Raw genomic sequence first — 24,340 nt, forward strand, 5'->3', positions numbered from 1 at the left:
GCCGGGCCAGGCCGGGTGGCGCGCCCGGCGGCGGCACGCGCTGGTCGGCGCGGGTGCCGGGGGGCGTGCCGCCGGGCCGGTGCGGGTGGTTCAGTAGGTGACGGTGATGCGGCGGGCCGGGCCGTCGACCTTGATCAGGCCGCCGTACGGGATCACCTGCTGCGGCTCGGTGTGGCCGAGGTCGACGTCGAACACGGCCATCGCGTCGGGGGCGTAGGCGTCCAGGGCGCGCAGCACGGCGGCGCGCTGTTCGGCGCGGTACTCGGCGCGCTGCGCGGCGTCGTTGGGCTGCTCGAACGACCAGGCCATGGCCCGTCCGACCAGGACGGCCGGGAAGCGGCGGAGCAGTCCGCGCTCGCCGAGGTTGCGCAGCATCCGGAACACCTCGGTGCCGGAGGGCATCTCCTCGGAGGTCTCCAGGACCAGCACGCCGCCTTCGTAACGCTCGGCGGGCAGCAGCCGGTCGGCGGCGGCCATCCAGTGCAGGATCTCCAGGTTGCCGCCCCAGCTGACGCCTTCGACCACCCGGTCGGCCCGGTGCCAGTGGGCGGGGGTGGCGGGCTCGCTCGGGGGCGGGCCCTCGAAGGTGGCCGGGTCGCCCCAGTGGCCGATCTCGGTGCTGACGTCCTCGGCCTCGCGCAGTTCGAACTCGCCGCCGTCGAACAGGGCGGCGCGCAGCGAGGCTTCGGTGAGCGGGTGCATCGCGCCGGGGCGGCCGAACTCGGTCATCACCGCGCCGCCCTGGTAGGAGACGACGCCGTGCCGCCACAGGAAGTCCAGCAGGTTGGTGTTGTCGCTGAACCCGAAGAACGGCTTGGCGTGGGCCCGGATCAGTTCGCCGTCCAGGTGCGGGACGACGGTGATCTGGTCGTCGCCGCCGATCGTGGCCAGGATCGCCGTGACGGTCGGGTCGGTGAACGCGGCGTGCACGTCGGCGGCCCGCTCCTGCGGGCTCGCGTCGGGCTTCCGGGTGGTCGGGTACTCGACCGGCTCCAGGCCGAACCGCTCGCGCAGGCGGCGCAGTCCGAGCTCGTACGGCACCGGGAACATCGCGGGGCCGCCGAACGACGGCGAGAGGACGGCGACCCGGTCGCCGGGCTTGGCCCTGGGCGGGTACGTGGGCTGATCTGACATGGCGTGATGCTAGCGACGGCGTTCGCCTGCGCACGACCGCATTTCGGGCGCGGTCGCGGCTACCGTCCTGCCCCTGCCGGGTGCGGCTGCGCGGGATCGACGTCCAGCAGGGTCTTGCCGAGGGTGGCGCGGGACTCGATGGCGCGGTGGGCGCCGGCGGCCCCGGCGAGCGGGAAGCGGCGGCCGATGACGGGGCGGAGCCGGTGCGCGGCGGCCTCGGCGAGCACGTGGGCGGTGGCGGCGCGGACGGCGTCCGGGGTGGGCCGCAGGGCGAGGACGGTGAGGTCGCGGGCGCGGATCTCGGCGTCCGGGAGGCTGGTCCAACTGCCGCCTGCGAGGCCGTAGCTGAGGAGGCGTCCGCCGTTCCGGAGGAGGGTGGTGGCGGCGTGGCCGAGGGCGCCGCCGACGCCGTCGAGGACCAGGTCGACGGGGGTGGCGCCGGCCGTCCAGTCGGGGCGCCGGTAGTCGAGGGTCTCGGCGGCGCCGAGGTCGGCGGCGAGGGAGAGCTTGTCCGGTCCGCCGGCGGCGGCGACCACGTGCAGTCCGGCGGCGGCGGCGAGTTGCACCAGCAGGGTGCCGACGCCGCCGGCCGCCGCGAGGATCAGGACGCGCTCGCCGGGCGCGGGTGCGGCGGCCTCCAGCAGCAGGCGGGCGGTGCGGCCGTCGGCGAGCAGCGCGGTGGCGGCGTCCAGGGCCAGCCCGTCGGGGACGAGGTGCAGGCCGTCGGCGGGGACGGCGGCGAGTTCGGCGTAGCCGCCGCTGCCGCCGGTGGAGGAGATGACGCGCCGTCCGATCAGCGACGGGTCGACGCCGGGGCCGACGGCGGCGACGGTGCCGCCGACGCCGTTGCCGGGGATCATCGGCAGGGTGCCGGTGAACGGCCCCAGGCCGGTGGCGCGGAACTGGGTCTCGACGAACGTCAGGTTGGCGTGCGCGACGGCGATCAGCACCTGCCCCTCCCCCGCCGCCGGGTCCGGCGCCTCTCCCGGCACCAGCACCTCCGGCCCGCCGAACTCCCGCAGCCACACCGCTCGCATCACGCCTCCGCCCCGTGCAGGAACCGGACGTCCCGGCCCGGTGGCCCATCCTGCAACTTCAAGCGCCCTTGAGGTCAACCGCCCTGCTCCGAACCGCCCGACTGTTGATGATGGTGCGTCAATTGTGTTCGGGGGGACCTTGGTTCGAGCACGTACGCGCACCGTGCGAGGATGCGGGCCATGAACCTGAACGGATTCTGGGAGTTGGTGGAGTCCACCGACCCCGCCGCCTCCGCCGCCGAACGCGCGGACGCTCTGGTCGAGCGCCTGGCGCAACTGCCACTGGACGAGGTGCTGGAGTTCCAGCTCCGCCTGGACGAGGTCCGTGCCCCGCTGGACACCATGGCCACCCTGGAGATCGCCGCGCTCGTACTGCGCGGCCGGGTCAGCGACGACGGCCTGTGGTACTTCCACGCCTGGCTGATCGGCCTCGGCCGGGCCGCCCACGAGCTGGCGGTGCACGACCCGGACGCGCTCGCCGACCACCCCGCCTTCCGACGGCTGGCGGCCCTGCCGTACCGCGAGTGGACCGACGCCGACTTCCCGGACTGGGAGGACGTCGACTACTGCGCCGAGCGCGCCTGGGAGGCGCAGACCGGCGAGGAGGAGGGCCTGGAGGAGGCGCTGCTCGCCTTGGACCACGACAGCCCGGTCAACGCCGAACCCGAGGGCCCGAACTGGACGCGCGCCGAGGTCGCCGCCCGCCTCCCGAGGCTCACCGCCCTGTTCGCCGACGCCGCCTGACCGCCCGCCACCCCTCACCGAGGCCCGCTTGCCGGGGGCGGGGCGGGCCTTGCCCGTGCACACGCGCCGGACGACCCGCGAACCGGGACTGCGAACCGGGACCGCGACCCGCGAACCGGGACCGCGAACCGGGACCGCGACCGGCGGCCGCCCGGCGCCCGGCGCCCGGCGCCCGCGGCGATGCTTCCCGGCCATCCGGGACCGGGTCGCCCGGCCGGGAGAACTTCTTCGAACCGGTGGCCCCGGCGCAGCCGGCGGAGGCCCCGTCCGGCCTTCCCGGGGCACCGCGGCGGGGCGCGGCCGGTGCTTCCGGCGCCTGCGGGCGGCCGGGCCCCGTCCGGCGCGCAGCGGCCCGTCGCGGGGCTGGCCGGAAAGCGTCCGACCTGGTCGTTCGTGTCCGGCGTGCCTAGGATCTGACGGGTCGGAAGGAGGGCCGGATGGACCGGACCGTGCGTACTGTCGAGGACGTTCTGACGCTGCTGGACGGCCTGTTCACCAGCGCGGCGGAGAGCGAGAGGCTGGCGACCGGCGACGGCCGGGACTACTGGGAGCGGTTCTACACGGACCGGGACCGGAACGTCCCGTTCTTCGCGGCGAAGCCGGACGAGAGCCTGGCCGCACAGGTCGACGCGGGCCTGATCGGGCCGGGCCGGGCGCTGGACCTGGGATGCGGGCCGGGCCGCAACGCGGTGTTCCTGGCCGAGCGGGGCTTCGAGGTGGACGCCGTCGACCTCTCCCCCGCCGCCGTCGCCTGGACGCGCGAGCGGGCCGCCGAGGCCGGGGTCGACATACGCCTCACCTGCGGGGACGCCTTCGCGGCGGGCCCGGGCGAGTTGCGCGGCCCGTACGACCTGGTCGTCGACTCGGGCTGCTTCCACCATCTCGCGCCGCACCGCCGGATCAGCTACCTGGCGCTGCTGGACCGCGTGCTGGCCCCCGGCGGGCACCTCGCACTGACCTGCTTCGCGGCCGGCGAGAACGGCATGGGCACGGAGCTCTCCGACGCGGACCTCTACCGCGAGCGCTCGCTGTACGGCGGCCTCGCCTACACCCCGGAGGCACTGCGCCGGATCTTCGCCGACCTGACGGAGGTCGAACTGCGCCGGATGCGCGAACAGCCCGCCGGTTCGGCCCTGTTCGGCGTGCCGTTCCTGTGGACGGCACTGTTCCGCCGGCCCCTCGGCTGACCGTGCGTCAACTGTCCGTGCCGACCCCTATCCTCGGCGGTCATGACCTCCATCGACGATCCGATCTGGCGCGACAACCCCCGGCTGAACGGCTGGCTGGAGGCCGCCCACGCCGGCTTCCCTGCGTGGGCCGAACTGGTGGGCGGCGACTGGGACTTCGACCCGGCGTCGCTGCCCCGGCTGGAACAGGCGATCCGGGACAGGTACCCCGACCGGGACCGGGCGTACGAGGCGCGCGACGACGCCTTCCTGACCGTGGCGGCGTGGTACCTCGGCGAGGTGCACGTCCGCAACTACGGTGCGCTCTGGCACTGTTCGCCCGAGCCGACGCCGCACGCCGGCGACCGGGTGGAGCCGATGCTGGTCCTGCCGCGCGAGGTGCTGACCGACGAGGAGGAAGAGGAGCTCGCCGCGGCCGAGGAGCTGTGCGAGGACGACTTCCCGTTCTGCGTCCCGGGCAGCGCGGTGGTGGGGGCCGCCGACCGGGAGCAGGCGGGCTGGCTCGCCGAGAGCGTGGAGAGCTACGCGTACTGGGAGTCGGCGGTGGAACGGGCACTGGAGCTGGCCCGCAGCCGGCCGGGGCAGAGCCCGGGCAGCCGGATCCGGCCCGACGCGCCCGGCCCGCTCGATCCCGGCCGGCCCGGGCAGGACCTCGCGCACTGGCTGGCGGTCCGCGAGGACGCCTTCCCGCTGTGGCTGCGGGCCGTCGGACACGAGGCCGAACTCGACTTCACCGAGCGGTCGTTGGAGGTCCTGGAGGAGCTGATGCGGCAGCGCCTGAGGACCATCGGCCTGGACGACCGGCTGGACGTGCTGGAGGCGGTGGAGGCCCACGGCCTGGGGGTGCTGCCGAACGCGCTCCGACTGTTCGACGACCCGGTCTTCGACTGCGCGCTCTGGTACCTCGGCGAGACCGTCTGCCGCACCAGGGGCGCCCGCTGGCTCCCGCTGCGCGCCAACCTGGACGTCACCCCCACCACGCTCCCGCAGCTGGCCGTGGCCCGGATCGGCCACCGGATCGGACCGCGGCTGGAGCTCACCGCCGCCGTGTACCGCTGCCTGCGCGACCGCGCCCCGCGCACCCGCGTCCACCCGGACGACGCCTACCGTCCGCTGTCCGAGGCCGTCTCCGTCGTCGGCCGAACGCCCGACCTCGACCGAATTCCCGACGTCGGCCGAATTCCCGACGTCGGCTGAACTCCCCTCACCGCAGCGCCCGTTCGATCGCGGTGCGGGTGAACAGCCGGGCCTGCTCGGCGCGCCGGTCGCGCTGCCCGACGGTGAGCGGCGCGGGGGTGCCGTAGCGGCGGGCGGCGATGTCCGCGACCAGCGCCGGCGGGGCGCCCAGGGCCGGGAGCCCGGCGATCGCCTCGCGCTTGGTGATCAGGCGGTTCTCGCGCAGGGCCACGGTGGCGCGGGCGGCGGTGATCGGGCCGAGGTCGACCCAGATGTCGCGCCGCCAGGGGCCGGGGCGGTCGGTAACGGGGTACCAGAAGGTGCGCAGGTCGGCTCGCAGGTGGGCGTGCAGGTCCCTGTCACCGACCGGGGGCAGCAGGCCGGCGGGGGCGCCGCCGGCCAACCGCAGTCCGCCGTCGAGGAGTTCACGCCGGGTGACGGGGGTGACGGGCCGGTCCATCGGCTCGCCCTGGGCGAAGGTGAAGTGGTCGGCGGCCGGGTCGGCGAGGTCGCCCTGCGGCAGGTACGTGCAGTGCAGCTTCTCGCCGCCGGGCTGCTCGGCGATCAACCGGCGGTGCAGCTCCGTCAGTTCGCCGCGCAGCCGGGCGTCCGGCGCGGTCGGCAGGACGGCGATCAGGTCGAGGTCGCTGCGGCCGTGCCGGTAGTCGCCGAGCGCCAGCGAGCCGTGCACCCACAGCGCGGTGACCGGGGCGGCGGCCTTCAGGCGGGCGGTGAAGTCGGTCAGCAGCGGGGCGGCGAGCGCACGTTGGGCCGGGTCGACGGCGGCCTGTTCGGCGGCGGTGGGCAGGACGGCGGGCAGAACGGCGGGCTGAACGGCGGCGGCGGGCGGGGCGGCGGCGGGCTCCGGGAGCGGCATGGCCCGACTCTGCCACGGCCGCGCCGTGCTGTCGCCCTCCCGTTCACCCCGGCCGGCGGACCGTCGCACGCCGTCGGAGCGCCGTCCGGTGCGCCGGGGCCGCCGCGGCTAGGGTCGGTGACGGCATCGCTCCGGACCGCGGCGAAAGGCATTCCCCGATGGCGCAGAAGATCACCACCTTCCTCTGGTTCGACGACCAGGCCGAGCAGGCGGCCGAGTTCTACGTGTCGGTGTTCCGGAACGGCCGGATCACCGGGCTGCAGCGGTACGGGGAGGCCGGGCCGGGCGAGGCGGGCAGCGTGATGCTGGTGTCGTTCGAGCTGTTCGGGCAGGAGTTCCGGGCACTGAACGGCGGTCCGGAGTTCCGCTTCAACGAGGCGGTCTCGCTCCAGGTGGACTGCGACGACCAGGCCGAGGTGGACCGGTACTGGGAGCTGCTGACGGCGGACGGCGGAGCACCCGGGCCGTGCGGCTGGCTGAAGGACCGCTACGGCCTGTCCTGGCAGATCGTGCCGAAGCGGATGATCGAACTGCTCGCCGATCCCGACCCGGAGCGGGCCGCCCGCGCGACGAAGGCGATGCTCACGATGGGCAAGCTCGACGTCGCCGCACTGGAGGCCGCCGCGGACGGGCGGTAGCGGTCCCCGGGCGGCAGTGGCATCGGGTCGCGGGCAGCGGACGACGGGGCGGCCGAGCGGCAGGCCGCCCGGTCAACGATCGCCCGGGTCCCGGTAGGAGCGGCGCCGAGGACTGCCGGAAGCCGACCCCGTTCGTGCTGGACGCGTGACTACCAACGCCTCCTGACGCCCCCTCGGCACCGGGTCTCCCAGTCGCCGTCCAGCGGCCGGCGGGCGCCGTCTGCGCGCACCACGACAGGCCGGGGGCCGGTCAGCTCGACGCGATCCCCGACGGCCAGGAACAGCGGGCGAACGGGCACGAACGCGAAGCCGTCGTCGGTCTCCAACCCGTCGGCCAGCACGAGCCGCGAGGCCGCGACGGTTCCGTTGTCGGTCAGGCGCATGCCCAGCATGGTGGCACGACTACGGGCGTTGACGGGCGGTCAGGGCGCGGGTGAACCAGGTGAGGGCCGGGGCGAGGGGCTGCGGGGCCGGCCAGCCGTTGACGACGGCGACCAGGCGCAGGTACTGCTCGCGGCGCGGGTCGTTCGCGATCTCCAGCCGGGTGCGCAACTCCCGGCGCAGGTCGGCGTCGTCGGGCCGGCCGAGGAGCTCGGCGCACTCGGCGGTGACGGCGTCGACCACGGGGGCGGCCTGCGCGGCGGCGGGGTCGACTCCGGCGGCGAGGGCCGGGGCGGTGCGGTCGCGGACCAGGGCGACCGGATCGGGGCGCAGACCGGGTCGGTGCTCGGCGACCAGGCGGCGCAGGCGCTCGCGGAAGTCCGCGTCCTGGATGAGTTCCGCCAACTCGACCCAGGCGTCGACCTGTTCGCCGGTCGGGTCGTCGGGCAGTTCCGGGGTGAGGGAGCGTCGGGCGCCCGCGAAGGCGGGGGTGTCGCCGAGGGCCGCGTCGAGGAACTCCTCGACCAGTCGGCGGCGTTCGGCCTCGGACAGGCTGGCCAGTCGGTGCACGAGTGCGGTCTCCTCGGTGGTGGCTCCGCGCCTGGCGACCGCGGCCAGCACGGCTCGTCGCAGGCGCAGGGTGCGGATCAGTACGTCGAGTGCGGCGGCGTGTGCCGCGGCGACGTCGGGGAGCGGGAGTTCCCGGTCCACGACCTGGCGGACGGCGGGCAGGCCGAGTCCGAGCTCGCGCAGTGTCCGCACCAGTTCCAGGCGTGCGACGGCCTCGGGGCCGTAGCGGCGGTGGCCGGCCGGGGTGCGGCCGGCCGGCGGCACCAGGCCACGGTCGGAGTAGAACCGGACGGCCTTGACCGTGAGGCCGGTGTGCCGGGCCAGGTCGCCGATCGAGTGGTGCGGGTCGCCGTCCATGCCGCCATCCTCGGTCCTCCCCCGGTGGGAGGTTCAAGTCCCGCCCGCGCGCCGGGCGGTGGCGGACGCCCGGTCGACAGTTCTGCTTGATACGCACCGTGGACATCGTGACTTCTGCTGGGGGCGGCGGGGTTCCAGGATGGGGGCATGCAACGGATCTGCGTCATCGGCGGAAGCCGGTACTTCGGAAGGCTCCTGGTGGAGCGGCTGGTGGCGGCAGGCCACCGGGTCACGGTGGTCAACCGCGGGTCCGCGCCGCCGCCGGCCGGTGTCGACCACGTGGTGGCGGACCGGGACGACGAGGCCGCGTTGACGGCCGCGCTCGGTGGCCGCTCCTTCGACGCGGTGGTGGACCAGGTCTGCTACACCCCGGTGCAGGCCGCCGTCGCCGCCCGGGTCCTCGCGGGGCGGACGGGGCGTTACGTGATGACCTCCACGATCGAGGTGTACGACCCGGCGACCGCCGAGCTGCCGCCCGTCCCGGTGGGCACGCCGGTGCCGGAAGAGGTCGTGGACCCGGCCCGCCGGCCGGTGGACCCGGCTCTTCCGTGGCAGGAGGGCGCGTTCCGGGAGTCGCACTACGCCGAGGGCAAGCGGCAGGCGGAGGCCGTGCTCGCCCGCGCGGGCGGCTTCGCCTTCGCGGCGGTCCGCAGCGCGCATGTCCTGGGCGGCGGTGCACGGGAGTTCACGGGCCGGCTGGCGCACTACACGGAGCGCGTCGCCGCGGGCCGGCCGATCGCCGTGCACGCGCAGCCGCTGCCCACCGTCTTCATCCACCACGAGGAGTTGGCGGACCTGCTGCGGTGGGCGGCCGAGGCGGACTTCACCGGCCCGCTCAACGCCTGCTCGGACGGCCTGCTGGACGTGTACGGGCTGACCGCGGTCGTCGCGGCGCAGGTGGGGCGGGAGCCCGTCCACCGGACCGTGCCGACGGGCGGGCCGGCGTCGCCGTTCTCCTTCGACCGTCACTACGCGATGAGCAACGCCCGCGCGCGGGAGCTGGGCTTCGCCTTCTCCCGCACCGCGGACTGGCTGCCGGGCGCCGTGGCCGAAACCCTCGGCGCCCGGTCCGCGGTGGTCTGAGCATCAGCCTCCGGTCAGCAGGTCGCGGAGCAGCGCGACGGTGTCGGGGTCGAGGTCGCGGCCGGTGCGGCGGCTCAGGGCGTCCAGGCGGTTGACGGCGCGGACGAGCTGGTCGCGGGCGCCGGCCGAGGCGTAGGCGTAGAACAGGTCGCGGTGCAGGAGTTCGACGTCCGGCGCGACGGCGAGGGCGCGGAAGATCGCGGCCTCGGCGGTGCGGTGGTCGCCGTACTGGAGGCGGCGGGCGGCGAGTTCGTGCGCGGTGTCGACGATCGCGGCCAGCATGTCCTGGCGTTCGGTCTCCGCCCAGGCGAACGTCCCGGCGGGGGCCTCGGCGAACGGGGCGCCGCGGACCAGGGCGAGGGCGTGGGCGAGGGCGGCGTCGGCGGTGGTGGAGGTGGAGCGCATGCCGCGCCGGTACAGGCTGCGGAACTCGTCCCAGTCGCAGCCGACCGTCGGCGCGAGCGTGTACGTCTCGGCGGGTGCCGGGTCCAGGTAGTCCCGGCCCTCCGGGGAGGTGCCCAGCCAGGCGGCCAGGGCGGCGAGTTTGACGGGCAGCGGCTCGGCGAGCCGCTCGACGGTGGCCTTCGGGTCGAGGTGCGCGGCGCCCGGGTGGATGTCCCGGTCGATCACCGCGTGCTCGGAGCCGGGGCGCAGCGCGAGGTAGGCGGCGAGTTCGGTGAGCCGGAGGCGGCCGGCCGGGTCGGTGCTGCCGGCCACGCCGAGGACGTCGGCGGGGCCGAGCAGGCGGATCCGCGGCGCGGAGCGCAGGTGGTGCGCCTCCGGGGAGCGCAGGATCGCCAACAGGTCGTCGCTGTCGGTCCGGGCGGTGGTGCTGCCGGGCCGGGCGGACGGCCGGGCGGCGACCGTCGCGGCGTGCGGGTCGGGGGCCTGTGCCTGGTCGTGGGTCGGCAGGGGCTCGGGCACCGCCGGTGCGACGGGCGGGAGCCGGTCGGGTGCGACGGCGGGCGGGGCTTCGACGTGGTGCGCGTCCTCGGCCTGCTCCACGGCGGCGGCGACCGGTTCGGCATACCGCGTGCCGTCGGCGGCCGGCTCCGGCTGCGCAGGCGGCGCGACCGGCTCGGGCGCGGGCTCCACGGGCGGGAGTTCGGCGGTGTCGGTGTCGTCGGGGGCCGGCCCGGCCGGTGCGGGGTAGCCGCCGAGGCGCGGGTCGACGGGGGTGCCGTGCGGCGGGGTGGTGGCCTTGCGGGCCCGGCCGTTGGCGGCGTGCCGGGGCTCGGCGGGCGCGGCCGGTTCCGTGGGCGCGACCGGCGCCGCGGGCGCGGCGGGGGCGGCCGGCGGGACGGGCGTGACCGGGGTGACGGCGTACGGGTTGGTGGGCGCGGTCGGGACCAGCCCGGCGAACGGGCTGCTGCCGGTGGGCACCACCCGGGCGAGCAGGCGCGGCCCGGCCTCGTCGCCCTCCCCGGCGGCGGCGGCGGGCTTGGCCAGCGAGAGCGGTGACGGAGCGTCGGCGGCGTCCTGCTGCGCGCCGCCGGGGCCGCCGAGCAGGGCGATCAGGCGGGCGTCGAGCGCGGTGTCGGCGCGTCCGGCGGGGGCCGGGTCGGGTTCGTGGCCGAAGGGGGCGGGGTGGGCGCCGATCGCGGCGCCGACGGTGGCGAGGGCGGGGACGGCGGGCAGCGGGATCTCGGCCTCGTCCTCGGGGCCGTTGTGCGGGCCGTCGAGCGTCCAGTCGGGGGCCGGGTGCTGGGTGAAGTCGCCGGAGACGCGGACGAGTTCGCCGAGCTGGTCGTACTGTTCCCGGCTCAGTCGCTGGAGTTCGACGCTCAGGTGCAGGCCGGGCAGGGCGGCCTGGCCGGTGGCGGGCAGCGTCCAGCGGGCGACCGGGCCGGCGCCGCGTTCGGGCGCGCGGGTGAGGACGGCCAGGCAGGTGCGGGGGCGGCCGTCGAGCAGGCGGCCGAGTTCGGCGGGGATGCCCCCGGCGGGCGGCTGCGCGGACAGCACGATCTCCGGCACCCACGCCTCGTCGGCGCTGCCCCGGCTGCGGGCCTCCCGCGGGCTGCCGGCCTCGGCGGCGACCAGGGTGGCGCGGGCCTTGGCGGTGCGCGGGCCGAGTGCGGCCAACGCGGCTTCCAGCGTGGGGTGGTGGTGGACCCGGTCGGCGGCCGGCCCGGCGGCGGGCAGGTCGGCGGCGACGCCGACCAGGTGCAGGTGGAGGCGGTCGGCGAGCGGGCTGTGGGCGAGTTCGACGGCGAGGGTGCGCAGCACGTCGTCGGCGTCGTCCGGGTGCCCGGAGAGGTGGACCAGGCGGACGGTCTCCAGGTCGGCGAGGACGGTGGAGCCGTCGGGGCTGTTGCCGAGGGTGACCAGCGCCGGGTAGGGGGCGCTGTACTTGGCGGCCTGCCCGGCGGACAGCAGTTCGTTCGAGTCGTCGGGGCACCACCACACGTTGGGGGCGTGCGCGGCCCGGAACGGGGCGATCGGCACGGCCGGTGCGGCCAGGTGGAGTTCGACGGTGCCGGCGGTGGTGATCCGGGCGGCGACCAGGGCGGGCAGCCGCTTCTCGCCGCGGACGGTGTTGCGGCCGAGGGTGCGCAGCGCGCGGTTGAGCAGTTCCAGGCCGCTGTCGTTCTGACGGGCCTTCAGCTCGGCCTCGAAGCGTCCGGCGTCGCCGGACGGCAGGGCGATCCGGTGCCGGGGGCGGCGGGCCCGCTGCTGGTCGGTGCGGCGGCGGGAGACCAGGGTGATCAGGGTGGCGGCCATCAGCACGCCGACGGTGGAGACGGCCAGCGGCACGGTGTAGTCGTCGCCGTGGTGGGCCTGCTGGTCGCGGACGGCGGGCAGGTCGGCGGCGGGCGCGCCGGTCTGCGGCGCGGGCGTCTCGGCGCCCGGCGACTGCGCGGGGGGCTGGGCCGCCGGGGTCTGCGCGGCGGGCGTCTCGGCGGCCGGTGTCTGCACCGGCTGCTGGGTGGGCTGCTGACTGGGCGTCGGCTCCGGCGCGGGGGTCTGCGCGGTGGGCGTCTCGGCGGCGGGCGGCTGCGGGGCCGGGGTCTGCGCGGCGGGCGGCTGGGGGGCGGGGGCGGGCTGGTCGCCGACCTCCGGCGGCTCGGGCGCGTGGCTGCGCGGGACGGCCGGCGGCGGGAAGCCGGTCTGCTGCGGGGCGGGCGGCTGGGCGGCGGGCGGCTGGGCGCCCGGGACGGTGAGCACCATGCCGGGGGCGAGTACGTCCGGGTCGGTGAGCCGTTCGCCGTCGGGGGCGGTGGCGCCCTTGTTGGCGTCGAAGAGTTCGGGCCAGCGGTCGCCGTCGCCCAGCTCCCGCTGGGCGATGCCGGACAGCGAGTCGCCGGCCCGGACGGTGACGGAGGCGTGGGCGGCTGCGGGCAGTCCGGGCGGGGTGACGGACGCCTGGGCGCCGGTGGCGGCCGGGGCGGCGGCGTCGGGCTTGGCGTCGGCGGGCATCAGCAGCCGCCAGCCGGGCTGGATCGGCCGGTCGGCGTCGAAGCGGGTGCCGGAGTCGTCCATCGGGCGGCCCGCGTTGAGCTTGGCGATCTCGGTCCAGCGTTCGCCGGAGCCGAGTTGGCGTTCGGCGATGGACCACAGGCTGTCGGCGGGGCGGGAGTCGCGGACCGTGTAGGTGGGCTGCTGCGGGTCGGCGGCGGGGGCGGCGGCCGGGGCGGCGGCGGGCAGCGCGGCGAGGGCCGGGGCGGCCGTCAGCTGGGCGACGGCGGCGGGGCGGGACGGCAGTTCGGGGGTGGCGGCGAAGGCCGAGCCGGCCACCGGGAGCAGGGCGAGGACGGAGCCGACCAGGCCGGCCGCGATCCGCTGGCTCCAGCCGAAGGCGGGGATCCGGCGGGCGACCCGGCCGCGCAGCTGGGCGGGGATCTCGATCAGCACGGAGATCAGGAAGCACAGCCAGCCGAGCCAGCCGACGGCGACCAGCAGCCACAGGAACAGGCTGCCGTCGTCGGGGCTGGTGAGGGCCTCCAGCAGGCCGCGGCCGAACGGGTTGCCCATGGCGGCGACGGTGGCGGTGCCGTGGGCGAGCAGGGCGGGCACGCCGATCAGCAGCAGGGCGAGGGCCAGCAGCGAGCCGAGGGCGGCGAGCACCGAGCCGCCGGCGCCGCGTCGTCGGGCCCCGACGAGATGGGCGGGCGGGTTGCCGCCGGGGTGCGGTCGCCGCCCCTGGCGGCCCTTGCGGTGCTGGTCGTCGGCTCCGCGCGCGGCCATCAGCCGGTCTTCCCTTCCGTGATGCCGTGCACCAGGGTGGCCTTGCCGTGGCCCTGCACGGGGAGTGTGGTGATGCCGACCAGGCCGAGCAGCGCGGTCGGGTAGTCCGTTTCGACGGTGACGCTGAAGGTCTGCAGGTCGTCCGGCCGGGGGAAGCCGATGGCGCCCTTGATGCCGTGGCCGCGCAGGTAGGCGGTGGCGGTGCGTTCGGCGGCGGCCCGGTCGAAGCGGTAGCCCTGGCCGGCCCTCAGCGCGTCGATGTCGAGCTGCTGGCCGCCGGCCCGGGCGGCTTCCTGGGCGAGTGCGTCGGCGCGCTCGACGGCGCGGAGCCGGCCGCCGCAGTCGAGGACCAGTCCGACCACGGCCACCAGGCTGACGGCGGTGACGGCGACCATGACCGAAATGCTGCCCCGGTCGCGGCGGTTCACGCGTTGTTCGTGCACGTTCCCTCCCCCCACGCGGTGGTGACGTCGGGTCAGTTTCCCCGGTAGCGGTCCACCACGGAGGTGAATGTACCGGTCAGCGTCTTGTGGCCGGGCAGTCCGTCCAGTTCCATCAGGTCGCCGAACGCGACGGTGCAGGACACCCGGACGGTGATCGTGGTGAGCTGTCCGTCGCCGGTGTTCAGGATGCCGTATTCGGGCTCTCCGACGGGCTCGGTCGCGCATTGCACGCCGCGGTCTTCGAGGGCTTGGCTCACGGCGTCCGCCGCCGCCTGCCGGGCGCCCTCCGGGGTGCGCGCCAGCGAGGCGGCGCGCGCGCCGGAGCGGGCGGCGGCGTCGACGATCGCGCCGGTGCTCTGGACGCGCCCGGCGGCGACCGCCAGCAGCGCGAAGGCCAGCACCACGGGCACCAGGATGGCGGCCTCGACGGCGAACGACCCGCGGTCCTCGTGGAGGTTCACGGCTGCCCCTGGGGGACGAACTTCTCCCGGGGCGCGCTGGCGGTCTTGGTGAGCGTCAGCCGGTCGAAGAACGGCAGTACGGACGCCGGGTGGACGGTGACGGACAGCCGGTACAGCTCCGGGTCGCCGCCGTCGGCGTCGATCCGTTCCAGCCGGGCCAGGTTGCCGAGCCGGTCGGTGAAGTCCCGGGCCCGCCTCGGCCCGTCGTCCGCGCGCGCCCCGTTGACCCGTCCGGCGTCCACGCCCTCCCGTGCGGCGGTCAGGGCGGCCTGGTCGGCGTACCACCAGAGGCCGGCCTGGACGACCAGGAGGACGGCGAACAGCACGGCGGGGAAGACGATGGCGAGGCTGATCGCCATCGCTCCCGCGTCGAGCGTGCGTCCGCGGAACTGTCGGGGTGTCAGGAGCGGCCGGGCGAGGGGCCGGGGCGGGCGTCGGGTCACGGCGCCTGGCCCCCGTCCGGGACGTTCTGCGGGATCTTGTTCTTGACGTTGGTGCCGAGCTGGGTGATCGCGTAGACCACGGCGCCGGCGATGGCCACCAGCACGATGACGGCGAGCGCCAGTTCGATGCTGATCGCGCCGCGGTCGCCGGAGGCGCGGGCGGCGCGCAGCTTGACCAGGCGGAACTCGAGGACGGGGCGCAGCAGGTGGACGGGGAACAGGAGCGGCAGCAGAACTGCCGTCGCCAGGGCGCGGATTCGGGTCATGGTGTGCTCTCCGGTGCGTGTTGTGCGGGGGGACGGGGTGCCTGCGGTGGGGTCATTGGACGGTCAGCATCTGGTAGAGCGCGGGGAAGACGATCAGGACCGTCATCAGCAGGGTGAGGGCGGAGCCGGGGGCGACCATCCGTTCGCTGTCGGTGTTGGCCTTGGCGAGTTCCTCGGAGAGCAGTTCGCCGCGCAGGCTCTTCGCGCGGGCCCGCAGCGTGTCGTACACGGCGGCGCCGTCGACGCCGGAGATCCGCATGATGTCGGCGACGTCCTGGAGCGGGGTGAGGCCCAGCTCCTGGGCGAGGGTGTCGAGTCCGTCCCAGGGCGGGAGCCGGTCGGTGGCGGCGCGCTCCAAGGCGTCGCGGATCCGCCGGAAGACGGTGCCGCGGCCGGCCGAGGCGGCGCGCCGGAGCGCTTCGGCGGGTCCGCAGTCGGCGACGCGCTCCAGGGCGACGAGTTCCAGGTAGGCGGCGATGCCGTGCAGGTACTCGGTGCGGGCCTCCTTGGCCTCGCCGCTGACGATGCCGTCGGGGACGAACCAGAGCAGCGCGCCGAGCAGCGGCCCGACCAGGACGGGGACGGCGAGCGGCAGTCCGTCGCCGAACAGGGCGGCGAGCGCGGCGAAGTAGCCGGGCAGGGCGAGGCCGAGGACGGCGAACAGCACCTTGTGCGCCATGAACCGGGCGGGGCTGCGCCCGATCAGGGCGAGTTCCTGGTGCGGGACGCGCACGCCGGGCAGGCTCAGCGAGCGCGTCCCGACCCGGTCGTACCAGGGGTGGGCGGGGTCGTCGCCGCCGCCGCGGTGCGGTTCGGGGGTGCGGTGCAGCCGGTCCAGGGCCTGCCCCAGGTCCGGTGGGGCGGGGCGGAGTTCGGCGAGCAGCAGGGCGAGGCCGCCGGCGGCGGCGGCGCCCGCGAGCACGGCCCAGGGGGAGATCATCGGGCCTCCTTGACCAGCGGGTCGGTGTCGTCGCCGGCGGTCTCGGCGCCGTCGTCGCCGGTGCGCTGTCCGGGCATCCGGCCGGCCTTGGAGCGCCGGTCCTGTTCGAGGATCCGGGGCAGCGGGGTGTACGAGGCCAGCGAGCGCATCCAGGCGATCACCAGGACGAACGCCACCGCGACGACGCCGAGCACGAGTTGGCCGACGCCGGTGGTGTAGGGCTCGGTGTAGCGGGAGTTGAACGCGCCGGCCACGACGACCAGCAGGATGATGCCGACCATCCAGCGGATCGTGGTGCGGTGCTTGGCGCGGTCGGCCTCGATGGTGCGGCGCTGGCGGACCTCCTCGCGGACCGACTCCGCCATGTCGGCCAGCGCCCGGGCCAGGCCGGGGCCGCTGTCGCCGGCCCGCAGCAGCAGGGCGGCGAGGACCTTGTCGGCGGTGGAGTCGGCGAGTTGGTCGGCGAAGGCGCGCAGCGCGTCCTCGGGCCGCCAGCGGGCCTGGAGGCGGGCGGCGAGGTCGGCGATCTCGGTCTCCAGGGCGGCGGGGGCGGTGCGGCGGCTGGTGACGATGGCCTGGTTGAGGCCGACGCCGAGCAGCAGCACGTCGGCGAGGCGCTGGGTCCACTCGGCGAGCGCCTCCAGGCGTTCGATCCGGCGGGTGTCGGAGCGGGTCGCGTCGAACAGCCAGGGCAGGCCGAACACGGCGGCGGGCACCAGCAGGGCGACCAGCGGGATGCCGGTGAACAGCCAGCCGGCCGGGCCGCCGAGCAGCGCCAGGGCGAGCTGGACGCGGCGCAGCCGGGCGATGCCGGGCGAGGCGGTGCCGGGCGCGCCGTACCAGAGGGTGTGCAGCCGCCCTTCGAGCGGGTTGGTCCGCCCGTCGGGGTCGGCGGGCCGGCCGCGCAGGCCGGCGGCCAGGGCCACCAGTCCGGCGGCGGTGGCGAGTCCGCACAGGACGTAAAGGAGCATCAGCGCATCCCCCCGATCCGCAGGTTCAGCGGCGCGCCCCAGGTCCCGTACGGGGAGGCGAGCAGGCCCGCGTCGAAGCCGGCCCGGCGCAGGTCGTCCAGGCAGTGGGGCGGGGTGACGGGGACGGCCCGCACCTCGCCGAGTTCCGGGCGGGGCCCGAAGACGGTGTTCATGGCGGGGCGGCCGGATTCGCCGAGGCCGGCCACTTCGAGCACGTGCGAGACGAACCGGTGTCGGCGGCCGCCGACGGCGGTCTCGTCGACCATGGTGACGTGGACGACGAAGTCGATGGCGTTGGCGGTGAGCCGGTACGCCAGCGAGTCGGTCATGTGGGAGCCGTACTCCAGGCAGAGTTCGGCGATCCGGTCGACCACCATGTGCGGTCCGCGCGCGTGCAGGGTGCACATGGAGCCGCCCTCGCCGTTGGTCATGACGCGCAGCATCGGAACGACCTCGCCGGAGCGGACTTCGCCGACGATGATCCGGGACAGCGTCATCCGCAGGGCGGCGGGGATGAGTTCACCGATCGTCAGTTCGCCCGCGGGCCGGCCGTCGACGCGTTCGCCGTTGCCCTCGCGGGCCTCCATCGGGACCACCTGGCGCAGGTGGCCGAGGGTGTGCAGCCACAGTTCGAACTCGGTCTCCAGGGTGCCGATCCGCTCGTCCGGGGGGATCTCGGCGGCCATCGCGCGCAGCAGGCTGGTCTTGCCGACGCCCTGGGTGCCGGTGATCATCACGTTCTTGCGGGCCCGGATCGCGGCGGCCAGGAACGCGGCCAGGGTGGTGTCCACGGTGCCGAGCCGGACCAGGTCGTGGAGGGTCGCGCTGGCCACCCGGTGGCGGCGGATCGCCACGTACGGCCGGGGGGTGACCTCGGTCATCGCCTGCAGGCGCATGCCGCCCTCCAGGCGCAGCGCGAGCATCGGGCTGGCGGTGGACAGGCTGCGTTCGCCGCCGCCGTGCTGGCGGGCCAGGTCCTGGAGGAGCTCGATCAGTTCCTCGTCGGTGTCGGCGACCGGCGGGACCTGGCGCAGCGGCTGGTGCACGCGGGAGATCCACACGTCGTCGCAGCCGTTGATCAGGATGTTCTCGATCTCCGGGTCGTCCAGGTAGGGCTGGAGCCGGCCGGCCCGGAACAGCAGGTCGTAGACGGCTTCGGAGAGCGCCCGGTCCTGGTCGCGGGTGGGCGGGATGCCGTGGGTCTGTGCGTAGGCGTCGGACCAGCGGGCCACCGCCTCCTCGATCAGCGCCCGGCCGCGCTGGCGGCGGGTGGCCCGGTCGGCCTCGGTGCCGGACGCCTCGTTCAGCCGGGAGAGTTGCTGGTGCAGTTCGGCGGCGACCTGGCGCTTCAGCTCGCGGGCGACCTGCGGGTCGACGGCGGGCACCGCCCCGGCGGCGGCGAGCGCGGGCACGCCGGCCACCGGCCCGGTCGGCGGGACGGGCCCGGCGGGCGTCGGCGCCGGCACCGCGGGCCGGGCCCAGGGCAGACCGGCGGCGTCCGGCGAACCGCCGTACACCACCTGTCCGCCGACGGGCTGTCCGGTCTGGTGGGGCGGCGGCCCCTGGTAGGGGTTAGCGCGCACGGTGGACCTCCGTCCGGCCGTCGTCGGGCCCGCCGTCCTGGCCGGGGAACGGCGCGGGTGCGGGCTGCTGGGGCACGACGGGCGGCGCGATGTACGGCGCGGTGTAGGAGATCTGCGGCGGCTCCACCCGGATCGGCCACTCGCCGGTGAACTGCCCGGCCGGCTGCGGCGGCTGGTGGCTCTGCTGCGGCTGGGCCGGCCGGCCGCCGTGCACCGGTCCGGCGGCGAATGGGGGCTGCCCGTACGGGGGCGGCGCGAACGGGGCGGCGGGCGGCGCGGCCTGCGGGTGCGTCATCTGCGGGTGCGTCATCTGCTGCGGGGGAACGGGCTGCTGGGCGGTCGGCTGCGGCGGCTGCGCGGCCGGCCGCGGCTGGACGGGCGGCTGCGGGGCGGGCGGCCGGTAGGACAGCGGCTGGGGCTGGGGGTGCTGCGGCTGCTGGGGCTGCGGGCCGAGGCGTCGGCGGCGGGCCTCGGCGACGTGCTGGATGCGGTCGGCGGTGGTGCGGGCGGTGCGCATCAGTTCGGAGCGGATGAACCGCCGGTCGGTGGTGTCGCCGCCGTCGGAGAGCACCCGGGCGGTGCGCGGCGCGTGCGCGAGGGTGCCGACGAGGGGCAGCTGGAACTGCCGGGACACCTCGTGGTCGGGGTAGGGGCCTTCGGCGACCAGCAGCAGGTGCAGGCTGTCGGAGCCGGTGCCGTGGGTGTCGAGGTCCTCGCGCAGCGCGGCCAGCCGGGGCCGGGCGGCGGAGAGTCCGCGCAGGGTGGTGCGGACGGTCGCGGCGACCACGTCGGCGCGCCGGGCGAGCACGGCCATCGGGCCGTTGGCGCCGGAGCGGCCGAGGTCGAGGATCACGTCGTAGCCCTCGGGTTCGAGTGCGCGCAGCGCCTCCACCAGGGGCTCCCAGGTGTAGGCGAGGCCGGGGGCCTGGGCGGGGTCGGTGAGTCCGGGCAGCAGCAGGCGGTCGCCGGTGCCCTGCGGGGAGACGTCGAGGAGCTGCTCCCAGAGGGTCTGGGCGAGCAGTCCGCGCCGGTCGGCGACGGCCAGGTTGCGCAGTCCGTACACCGCGTCGACGCGGCCTTCGAGGGCGCCGGCCAGGATCGCGCCGCCGTCCGGGTCGCATTCGGCGAGCAGCACGCGGCGGCCCGGGCGCAGCGGCCAGGACAGCAGCAGTGCGAGGGCACTGCTGGTGGCCCCGGGCGCCCCCGGCCCGCCGAGCACGGCCACCACGGTCATCAGGAGCCCCCGGCGTTTCGGGGTGCGAGGATCACCTGGAACTTGCCGCCGGCCACCCAGGCCGCCAGCCGGGGGCCGTCGTTGGGGCCGACGGCGACGTCGATGACGGTGGTGCCGTCGGTGTCGGCGCGGCCGACGCCGGAGACGGTGGCGGCCATCGTGTCGGGGGTGCGGGTGGCGCCGTCGGTCTTGGTGCTGTCGGGGGTGTAGACGATCAGCACCTGGAGTCCGGGCTGGAGCCGGGTGGCGGGCAGTTGGGAGCGCTTGGCCGCGACGCCGACGATCTGCTGGCCGGGCTGGGTGGCCGGGTCGCTGGTCAGGTCGGACTTGACCAGCAGCGCGCCGCGCTTGAGGTCGGTGGTGGCGCGCAGCCCGACGGTGTGTTCGAGGTCGCGGGCGTCCAGCGGGTGCAGGGCGGGGTCGCCGGCGATGTGCGCCACCACCAGGTCGTCGGAGCTGAGCACCTGGCCCATCGGCACGTCCCGGGCCAGCGCCAGGACGGCGATCCGCTGGCCGCTGCTGTTGTACAGCACCGCGCCGCCCAGGCCGCCGGCCGCGATCAGGGCGGCCGCCATCGCCAGCACGGCGGGCCTGCGCCGGCGGACGCCGAGGCGGCGCGGCGGGGTCGGCATGCTTCGGTTCTCCACCGCTTCGCGGCCTCTCACTCGTGATGGAACGTCAATGCTGCTTCGGCTTCGGGTGGCCGGTCAGTTCAGCACCTGGACCTCGTTGACCGGGATGCGCAGCACCGGGTCGGCGAGGTCGGTGCGCCAGGTGAAGTCCGCCATGTCGATGTCGACGTTCTTCGAGGTCCTGGCGGTGACCCGCCACAGCAGGCTGACCCGCACGGTGAAGGCGTGGTCGGCCATCTGCGCGGAGGTGGCGGTGAAGGTGTGGCTGCAGCTGGGCGTGCCGCCGGGGGTGAAGGGGGTGCCGGCGTCGTTGCAGACGATGTCGCGGGTCCGGTTCGGGCCGGCCGGGCCGTCGTCGACGTGCCAGACGACCTGCTTCAGCGTCACGGTGGTGGTGACGTCGTAGTCGGGGGCCTTGACCTGGCCGCTGAGCGGGCCGGTGAAGTCGTTGGGGTCGAACCAGAGCCACACCGGGGAGCCGACCACGGCGTCGGTGCGCGGGGCGACGTGCAGTTCGCGCAGGCCGATCCTGATCCTTCCGAGCGCGTCGTACGCCCGCTGCCGGGGGGTCTTCGGCGGCGGGCTGCCGGGGGCCCGGGCGAGGAAGACCGAGCCGGGTGCCTCGTTGCCGAGGCAGGCCCGGTCGTAGATCGCGCCGTCCTGGGCGGTCTTCCCGTCCCAGACGTCCTCGGACTCCAGCGGCTGGGGGTCGGCGAGGCGGTAGTAGCAGCCCTCGGAGAACCAGCCCAGGTCGTCGCGCCAGCACGGCACCGTCTCGCCGTTCCAGCTGCAGGTGTCGGAGCCCGGGTCGGAGCCGCCGGAGCCGCCGCCGGTCGGGGCGCCGGTGCTGCCGGGCTGGTGGACGCCCGTGCAGATGGTGTGGTCGGCGCACTCCGTCACGTCGTCGGCGCTCGCCGCGGGAACGGCCGCGACCGTCAATCCGATTCCGGTCAGTACACAGAGGGCAGCGCGCCAGGCGGAGTTCAGCATGTCTTGGCCACCTCGGGGGTGAAGTCGGCGATCAGCCAGCGGTTTCCGTATTTCTTCAGCAGGGCGGTCGCCGGATAGCGCGACAGCCGCGGTTTCGGATCCTTGATCTGCCGGGTGGCGGCGTCCGCCTGGTGCCAGTCGGTGACGTCGAGGCAGTCCTCGACCGTCGCGGTGGGCGGGTTCGCCTTCAGATCGAGGTTTCTGACGACCGGTGAGGTCTTCGCCCGGCCGGTCATGACGAGCTTGGCGTCGTGCAGCTGGGCCAGCGAGAGCAGCGCCTCGCTGAGGGCCGGCCCGGTGGCGTACTGGCCGAGCGCCGTTCCGTCCGAATTCGATCGCTCGAACACCTCGGTGCGGACGTCCCACCAGGACTGATAGGCCGTCACCGCGTTGTGCGCCTCGATGCCCTGGACGCCCTGGTCGGGGACCGGCGAGCGGTCGGCGCCGGTGCTCGGACCGCCGGAGGCGGTGGCCCGGGGCAGACCGGAGGCGGGGGTGCCGAGGCGGTCGGCGGAGCCCTTTTCGGCGCTGCCGCAGGCCGTCAGAACCGTGAGCAGGAAAGGCAGGAGCAGCCCGCTGATCCCAACCGCCCCAGGGCGCACCAGAATTCCGCGCTGCCGCATAGCCCCACCTTGTCGCGGCCGAACCTGTGGCGGGTCCGGACCGCGGATCTCGTCTGCCGTCCCCTGTGGTGATTCCGGGTCGTTCGAAGGTCGATTCTTCGCCAGCCCGCCCCGGCACGGCAACACCCGGGACGTCCTGACCTTACGCGGAAGGCGGATCCGTTGGGGCGCTTTCTCGCCACAGAACAGCCAAAAGTTCATCGGAAAGCGGCAGTCCGGCGAGCGCTCCGCGCACGGCCGCCCGATTGCGCATCAGGAGTCGTCCTCCGTCACGCGGCACCATCAGCCGGGCCTCGCCGGCCGACGCCGGTTCGCCCCAGCCGAGTTGGCCCTCGACGGCGGGCTGGAGGTCGAGCGGGCCGACCGCGGCGGGCGCGCCGGGCACGCCGTGCTCCAGCACCCGGCCGAGCGCCCAGCTGAACGAGCCCTCCGCGCCCGGCAGGACGCCGTCGCGCCCCCGCCGGCCGGCGCTCCACCGGCCGATCCGGCCCCACAGCGGCACCCGGGAGTGGCCGAGCAGTTCGCCCGCGCCGTCCTCGCGCAGCAGCGCCGCCCAGGTGTCGCGGTCGGCGACCGCGTCGACGATCAGCAGGGTCTCCTCCTGCTCGCCGTGCACCATGGCGCTGGTGATCCAGTCCCAGGCGAGGCCGCGCCGGTAGGCGTTGTCGGGGGTGGAGCCGGCGGTGACCAGCGCGACCCGCCGGCCGCGCGGGTCGGCGACCAGCTGTCCGAGCAGGCACACCACCAGCCAGCGGGCCGGGCGCTGGGCGGCCTGGCGCAGCGCGGTGAGCAGGGTGTTGGCGTCGCCGTCGGCGGGCGGCACGGAGACGTTGCTGCCGCGGGTGCCGGCGTCGAAGGTGCGGCCGGGGAGGGCGGCGGCCAGCGTGCGGGCGCCGTCGGCGGCACGGGCCGAGCCGCCGTGGCCGCGTTCGGGGCCGCCGTCCGCGCCGATCACCACCAGTTCGATGCCACCGCTCACCTGTACCGCCCCCTCACCTGCCGTGCCGCGACCGGCCTCCCGTGGGGCGGCCGAGGCCAAGGTATCGCCGAGCGGTGTCGGCGCGGGCCGAATTGGGTCCGATGAGCCCCAGCTCAGGGACCATGGGCCCTGTTCCCGGGCGGTGCGGGCGGGGCACCATCGACCCCATGGACCGTGACGACCGGGTGGAGACCCTCAGCGAGGCCGAGTGCCTGCGCCTGCTCGGCGCCGTGCCGTTGGGGCGCGTGGTGTACACCGAGCACGCGCTGCCGGCGGTGCTGCCGGTGGCCTTCCGACTGGCCGCGGACGGCCGGCTGATCCTGGCGCTGCGCACCGGCACCCGGGTGGCGCGGGCCCTGGACGGGACGGTGGCGGCGTTCCAGGTGGACGACTTCGACCCGGCGGGCCGCTCCGGCTGGAGCGTGCTGGTGCACGGGCGCGCCGAGGTGGTGCGGGACGCCGAGGAACGCGCCTCGCTGGAGTCGGACGGCCTGCGCCCGTGGATCCCGGAGCCGGGCCCGGAGTACGTGGCGATCACCCCGGAGCTGGTCTCCGGCCGCCGGCTGCTGCCCGACCCGGCGTCCTGACCGCGCGCCTCGCGCCGTCGGGCGGCGCCGCCCGACCCCACTGACATGTGACCGGCGAGTAGGCATACTCTGCGAGGCGGCCCGCCCGGGCCGTCCCAGCCCCGTCGCACCTGTGGAGCGCACCGTGACGACCTTCGCCTCGCTCGCCGACCTGACCGCCGCCGTCGGCACCGAACTCGGCACCAGCGAGTGGCACACCGTCGACCAGGAGCGGGTCAACCTGTTCGCGGAGGCGACCGGCGACCACCAGTGGATCCACGTCGACCCGGTCCGCGCCAAGGAGTCGCCGTTCGGCGGGACGATCGCGCACGGCTACCTGACGCTGTCGCTGCTGCCGGTGCTGGCGAAGGAGTGCTACGGCGTCGAGGGCATCAAGATGGCCCTCAACTACGGCTCGGACAAGGTCCGCTTCCCGGCCCCGCTGCCGGTGGGCACGGCGGTCCGGGCGACGGCGGTGCTGGTCTCGGCGGACGAGGTGCCGGGCGGCGTGCAGGCCGTGGTGCGGTTCACCATCTCCAGCGAGGCCTCCCCCAAGCCGCACTGCGTCGCAGAGACCATCACCCGCTTCTACCCGGCGTGACCTGCGCCGTTCCGCCGCACCTCCGACGGACCGCCCCGCCACCCGGGGCGGTCCGTTCGCGTTGCTCCGAACGGCGCGCCGAAGGTCCGATCGGCTGGTTTCGGACATTTGGAAAGGTAATGTCCTGATTCGAGAAGCGCCGTCCGCTCCGGGGTCCCCCGGCCGCCCGGGCGGCGCCGTCCGGCCTGCCGTCCGACCGTGCGGGGCGCCACCGCGTCCCGCCGTCCCGGCACGCCGCC

25 protein-coding genes are annotated in these 24,340 nt (G+C 75.7%); 7 read left to right on the top strand and 18 right to left on the bottom strand.

The window, feature by feature from the left end; all coding sequences use genetic code 11:
- Window positions 1-90: 90 nt before the first annotated feature.
- Together ACFV1L_RS10860 and ACFV1L_RS10865 are read right to left on the bottom strand one after the other, a co-directional pair.
- Window positions 91-1,134 (bottom strand): S66 peptidase family protein, encoded by a 1,044-nt coding sequence (locus ACFV1L_RS10860; RefSeq protein ID WP_380364904.1) that lies wholly within the window; start codon window positions 1,132-1,134, stop codon window positions 91-93.
- Between the two features lie 59 nt (window positions 1,135-1,193).
- Window positions 1,194-2,171 (bottom strand): zinc-binding dehydrogenase, encoded by a 978-nt coding sequence (locus tag ACFV1L_RS10865; protein WP_380364905.1) that lies wholly within the window; start codon window positions 2,169-2,171, stop codon window positions 1,194-1,196.
- A 180-nt stretch (window positions 2,172-2,351) separates the two neighbouring features.
- On the opposite strand from ACFV1L_RS10865, the gene ACFV1L_RS10870 reads away from it, so the two are divergent.
- The 3 genes from ACFV1L_RS10870 (at window position 2,352) to ACFV1L_RS10880 (ending at window position 5,299) form a co-directional block, all read left to right on the top strand.
- The gene (locus ACFV1L_RS10870) at window positions 2,352-2,915 is read left to right on the top strand and encodes a DUF4240 domain-containing protein (RefSeq protein ID WP_380364906.1); all 564 of its coding nucleotides are present in this window, start codon (window positions 2,352-2,354) and stop codon (window positions 2,913-2,915) included.
- A gap of 437 nt (window positions 2,916-3,352) precedes the next feature.
- Window positions 3,353-4,102: a class I SAM-dependent methyltransferase gene (locus tag ACFV1L_RS10875; RefSeq protein ID WP_380364907.1), complete on the top strand. Its 750-nt coding sequence runs from the start codon at window positions 3,353-3,355 to the stop codon at window positions 4,100-4,102.
- Window positions 4,103-4,144: 42 nt separating this feature from the next.
- On the top strand, window positions 4,145-5,299 hold the full coding sequence (locus ACFV1L_RS10880; RefSeq protein WP_380364908.1) for a hypothetical protein: 1,155 nt from the start codon (window positions 4,145-4,147) through the stop codon (window positions 5,297-5,299).
- Window positions 5,300-5,306: 7 nt separating this feature from the next.
- Here the strand turns inward: ACFV1L_RS10880 and ACFV1L_RS10885 are convergent, their stop codons facing one another.
- The gene (locus ACFV1L_RS10885) at window positions 5,307-6,155 is read right to left on the bottom strand and encodes a nucleotidyltransferase domain-containing protein (protein ID WP_380364909.1); all 849 of its coding nucleotides are present in this window, start codon (window positions 6,153-6,155) and stop codon (window positions 5,307-5,309) included.
- Window positions 6,156-6,313: 158 nt separating this feature from the next.
- Between ACFV1L_RS10885 and ACFV1L_RS10890 the strand changes: the two genes are divergently transcribed.
- Entirely contained in the window at window positions 6,314-6,793 is a 480-nt protein-coding gene (locus ACFV1L_RS10890; RefSeq protein ID WP_380364910.1) for a VOC family protein, read from the top strand.
- 149 nt (window positions 6,794-6,942) lie between these two features.
- Here the strand turns inward: ACFV1L_RS10890 and ACFV1L_RS10895 are convergent, their stop codons facing one another.
- Window positions 6,943-7,176, bottom strand: coding sequence for a hypothetical protein (locus tag ACFV1L_RS10895; protein ID WP_380364911.1), 234 nt, complete (start codon window positions 7,174-7,176; stop codon window positions 6,943-6,945).
- 19 nt (window positions 7,177-7,195) lie between these two features.
- Window positions 7,196-8,101 (bottom strand): MerR family transcriptional regulator, encoded by a 906-nt coding sequence (locus tag ACFV1L_RS10900; RefSeq protein ID WP_380364912.1) that lies wholly within the window; start codon window positions 8,099-8,101, stop codon window positions 7,196-7,198.
- Between the two features lie 147 nt (window positions 8,102-8,248).
- Between ACFV1L_RS10900 and ACFV1L_RS10905 the strand changes: the two genes are divergently transcribed.
- Window positions 8,249-9,184 (top strand): NAD-dependent epimerase/dehydratase family protein, encoded by a 936-nt coding sequence (locus ACFV1L_RS10905; RefSeq protein ID WP_380364913.1) that lies wholly within the window; start codon window positions 8,249-8,251, stop codon window positions 9,182-9,184.
- Window positions 9,185-9,187: 3 nt separating this feature from the next.
- Here the strand turns inward: ACFV1L_RS10905 and ACFV1L_RS10910 are convergent, their stop codons facing one another.
- The 13 genes from ACFV1L_RS10910 to ACFV1L_RS10970 all read right to left on the bottom strand — a co-directional run bounded on the left by ACFV1L_RS10910 (window position 9,188) and on the right by ACFV1L_RS10970 (window position 22,934).
- Complete coding sequence (locus tag ACFV1L_RS10910) at window positions 9,188-13,369, bottom strand: LysM peptidoglycan-binding domain-containing protein (protein ID WP_380364914.1); 4,182 nt, start codon at window positions 13,367-13,369, stop codon at window positions 9,188-9,190.
- A complete protein-coding gene (locus ACFV1L_RS10915) occupies window positions 13,369-13,812 on the bottom strand; it encodes a TadE/TadG family type IV pilus assembly protein (protein WP_380364915.1) in 444 nt (147 codons plus the stop codon). Before ACFV1L_RS10915 ends, ACFV1L_RS10910 begins: the two co-directional genes overlap by 1 nt.
- A gap of 32 nt (window positions 13,813-13,844) precedes the next feature.
- Window positions 13,845-14,273, bottom strand: coding sequence for a TadE/TadG family type IV pilus assembly protein (locus ACFV1L_RS10920; protein ID WP_380364916.1), 429 nt, complete (start codon window positions 14,271-14,273; stop codon window positions 13,845-13,847).
- A complete protein-coding gene (locus ACFV1L_RS10925) occupies window positions 14,270-14,632 on the bottom strand; it encodes a TadE family protein (RefSeq protein WP_380364917.1) in 363 nt (120 codons plus the stop codon). The genes ACFV1L_RS10920 and ACFV1L_RS10925 overlap by 4 nt, the downstream gene beginning before the upstream one ends.
- An 80-nt stretch (window positions 14,633-14,712) precedes the next feature.
- A complete protein-coding gene (locus tag ACFV1L_RS10930; RefSeq protein ID WP_035868447.1) occupies window positions 14,713-14,982 on the bottom strand; it encodes a hypothetical protein in 270 nt (89 codons plus the stop codon).
- Window positions 14,983-15,034: 52 nt separating this feature from the next.
- A complete protein-coding gene (locus tag ACFV1L_RS10935) occupies window positions 15,035-15,922 on the bottom strand; it encodes a hypothetical protein (protein WP_380364918.1) in 888 nt (295 codons plus the stop codon).
- The gene (locus ACFV1L_RS10940; RefSeq protein ID WP_380364919.1) at window positions 15,919-16,893 is read right to left on the bottom strand and encodes a type II secretion system F family protein; all 975 of its coding nucleotides are present in this window, start codon (window positions 16,891-16,893) and stop codon (window positions 15,919-15,921) included. Before ACFV1L_RS10940 ends, ACFV1L_RS10935 begins: the two co-directional genes overlap by 4 nt.
- Window positions 16,893-18,476, bottom strand: coding sequence for a CpaF family protein (locus ACFV1L_RS10945; protein WP_380364920.1), 1,584 nt, complete (start codon window positions 18,474-18,476; stop codon window positions 16,893-16,895). Before ACFV1L_RS10945 ends, ACFV1L_RS10940 begins: the two co-directional genes overlap by 1 nt.
- Window positions 18,466-19,710, bottom strand: a complete 1,245-nt coding sequence (locus ACFV1L_RS10950; RefSeq protein ID WP_380364921.1) for a hypothetical protein — start codon at window positions 19,708-19,710, stop codon at window positions 18,466-18,468. Before ACFV1L_RS10950 ends, ACFV1L_RS10945 begins: the two co-directional genes overlap by 11 nt.
- Window positions 19,710-20,342: an SAF domain-containing protein gene (locus tag ACFV1L_RS10955; protein WP_380364922.1), complete on the bottom strand. Its 633-nt coding sequence runs from the start codon at window positions 20,340-20,342 to the stop codon at window positions 19,710-19,712. Before ACFV1L_RS10955 ends, ACFV1L_RS10950 begins: the two co-directional genes overlap by 1 nt.
- 75 nt (window positions 20,343-20,417) lie before the next feature.
- Entirely contained in the window at window positions 20,418-21,332 is a 915-nt protein-coding gene (locus tag ACFV1L_RS10960) for a hypothetical protein (protein ID WP_380364923.1), read from the bottom strand.
- On the bottom strand, window positions 21,326-21,955 hold the full coding sequence (locus ACFV1L_RS10965) for a hypothetical protein (RefSeq protein ID WP_380364924.1): 630 nt from the start codon (window positions 21,953-21,955) through the stop codon (window positions 21,326-21,328). Before ACFV1L_RS10965 ends, ACFV1L_RS10960 begins: the two co-directional genes overlap by 7 nt.
- A 142-nt stretch (window positions 21,956-22,097) precedes the next feature.
- Window positions 22,098-22,934, bottom strand: a complete 837-nt coding sequence (locus ACFV1L_RS10970; protein WP_380364925.1) for a hypothetical protein — start codon at window positions 22,932-22,934, stop codon at window positions 22,098-22,100.
- Window positions 22,935-23,101: 167 nt separating this feature from the next.
- Between ACFV1L_RS10970 and ACFV1L_RS10975 the strand changes: the two genes are divergently transcribed.
- Window positions 23,102-23,521 (top strand): pyridoxamine 5'-phosphate oxidase family protein, encoded by a 420-nt coding sequence (locus ACFV1L_RS10975; RefSeq protein WP_380364926.1) that lies wholly within the window; start codon window positions 23,102-23,104, stop codon window positions 23,519-23,521.
- Window positions 23,522-23,645: 124 nt separating this feature from the next.
- Window positions 23,646-24,101 (top strand): MaoC family dehydratase, encoded by a 456-nt coding sequence (locus ACFV1L_RS10980; RefSeq protein ID WP_380364927.1) that lies wholly within the window; start codon window positions 23,646-23,648, stop codon window positions 24,099-24,101.
- Window positions 24,102-24,340: the final 239 nt, after the last annotated feature.

Origin of the sequence: Kitasatospora sp. NPDC059646 (assembly GCF_042734615.1) — a bacterium.
Taxonomy (GTDB): domain Bacteria; phylum Actinomycetota; class Actinomycetes; order Streptomycetales; family Streptomycetaceae; genus Kitasatospora.

What these genes read in the sequence shown, in the direction of transcription:
- ACFV1L_RS10860 (WP_380364904.1), bottom strand. Translation starts at nt 1,134, where the DNA reads ATGTCAGATCAGCCCACGTACCCGCCCAGGGCCAAGCCCGGCGACCGG.
- ACFV1L_RS10865 (WP_380364905.1), bottom strand. Translation starts at nt 2,171, where the DNA reads ATGCGAGCGGTGTGGCTGCGGGAGTTCGGCGGGCCGGAGGTGCTGGTG.
- ACFV1L_RS10870 (WP_380364906.1), top strand. Translation starts at nt 2,352, where the DNA reads ATGAACCTGAACGGATTCTGGGAGTTGGTGGAGTCCACCGACCCCGCC.
- ACFV1L_RS10875 (WP_380364907.1), top strand. Translation starts at nt 3,353, where the DNA reads ATGGACCGGACCGTGCGTACTGTCGAGGACGTTCTGACGCTGCTGGAC.
- ACFV1L_RS10880 (WP_380364908.1), top strand. Translation starts at nt 4,145, where the DNA reads ATGACCTCCATCGACGATCCGATCTGGCGCGACAACCCCCGGCTGAAC.
- ACFV1L_RS10885 (WP_380364909.1), bottom strand. Translation starts at nt 6,155, where the DNA reads ATGCCGCTCCCGGAGCCCGCCGCCGCCCCGCCCGCCGCCGCCGTTCAG.
- ACFV1L_RS10890 (WP_380364910.1), top strand. Translation starts at nt 6,314, where the DNA reads ATGGCGCAGAAGATCACCACCTTCCTCTGGTTCGACGACCAGGCCGAG.
- ACFV1L_RS10895 (WP_380364911.1), bottom strand. Translation starts at nt 7,176, where the DNA reads ATGCGCCTGACCGACAACGGAACCGTCGCGGCCTCGCGGCTCGTGCTG.
- ACFV1L_RS10900 (WP_380364912.1), bottom strand. Translation starts at nt 8,101, where the DNA reads ATGGACGGCGACCCGCACCACTCGATCGGCGACCTGGCCCGGCACACC.
- ACFV1L_RS10905 (WP_380364913.1), top strand. Translation starts at nt 8,249, where the DNA reads ATGCAACGGATCTGCGTCATCGGCGGAAGCCGGTACTTCGGAAGGCTC.
- ACFV1L_RS10910 (WP_380364914.1), bottom strand. Translation starts at nt 13,369, where the DNA reads ATGGCCGCGCGCGGAGCCGACGACCAGCACCGCAAGGGCCGCCAGGGG.
- ACFV1L_RS10925 (WP_380364917.1), bottom strand. Translation starts at nt 14,632, where the DNA reads ATGGCGATCAGCCTCGCCATCGTCTTCCCCGCCGTGCTGTTCGCCGTC.
- ACFV1L_RS10930 (WP_035868447.1), bottom strand. Translation starts at nt 14,982, where the DNA reads ATGACCCGAATCCGCGCCCTGGCGACGGCAGTTCTGCTGCCGCTCCTG.
- ACFV1L_RS10935 (WP_380364918.1), bottom strand. Translation starts at nt 15,922, where the DNA reads ATGATCTCCCCCTGGGCCGTGCTCGCGGGCGCCGCCGCCGCCGGCGGC.
- ACFV1L_RS10940 (WP_380364919.1), bottom strand. Translation starts at nt 16,893, where the DNA reads ATGCTCCTTTACGTCCTGTGCGGACTCGCCACCGCCGCCGGACTGGTG.
- ACFV1L_RS10950 (WP_380364921.1), bottom strand. Translation starts at nt 19,710, where the DNA reads ATGACCGTGGTGGCCGTGCTCGGCGGGCCGGGGGCGCCCGGGGCCACC.
- ACFV1L_RS10955 (WP_380364922.1), bottom strand. Translation starts at nt 20,342, where the DNA reads ATGCCGACCCCGCCGCGCCGCCTCGGCGTCCGCCGGCGCAGGCCCGCC.
- ACFV1L_RS10960 (WP_380364923.1), bottom strand. Translation starts at nt 21,332, where the DNA reads ATGCTGAACTCCGCCTGGCGCGCTGCCCTCTGTGTACTGACCGGAATC.
- ACFV1L_RS10965 (WP_380364924.1), bottom strand. Translation starts at nt 21,955, where the DNA reads ATGCGGCAGCGCGGAATTCTGGTGCGCCCTGGGGCGGTTGGGATCAGC.
- ACFV1L_RS10975 (WP_380364926.1), top strand. Translation starts at nt 23,102, where the DNA reads ATGGACCGTGACGACCGGGTGGAGACCCTCAGCGAGGCCGAGTGCCTG.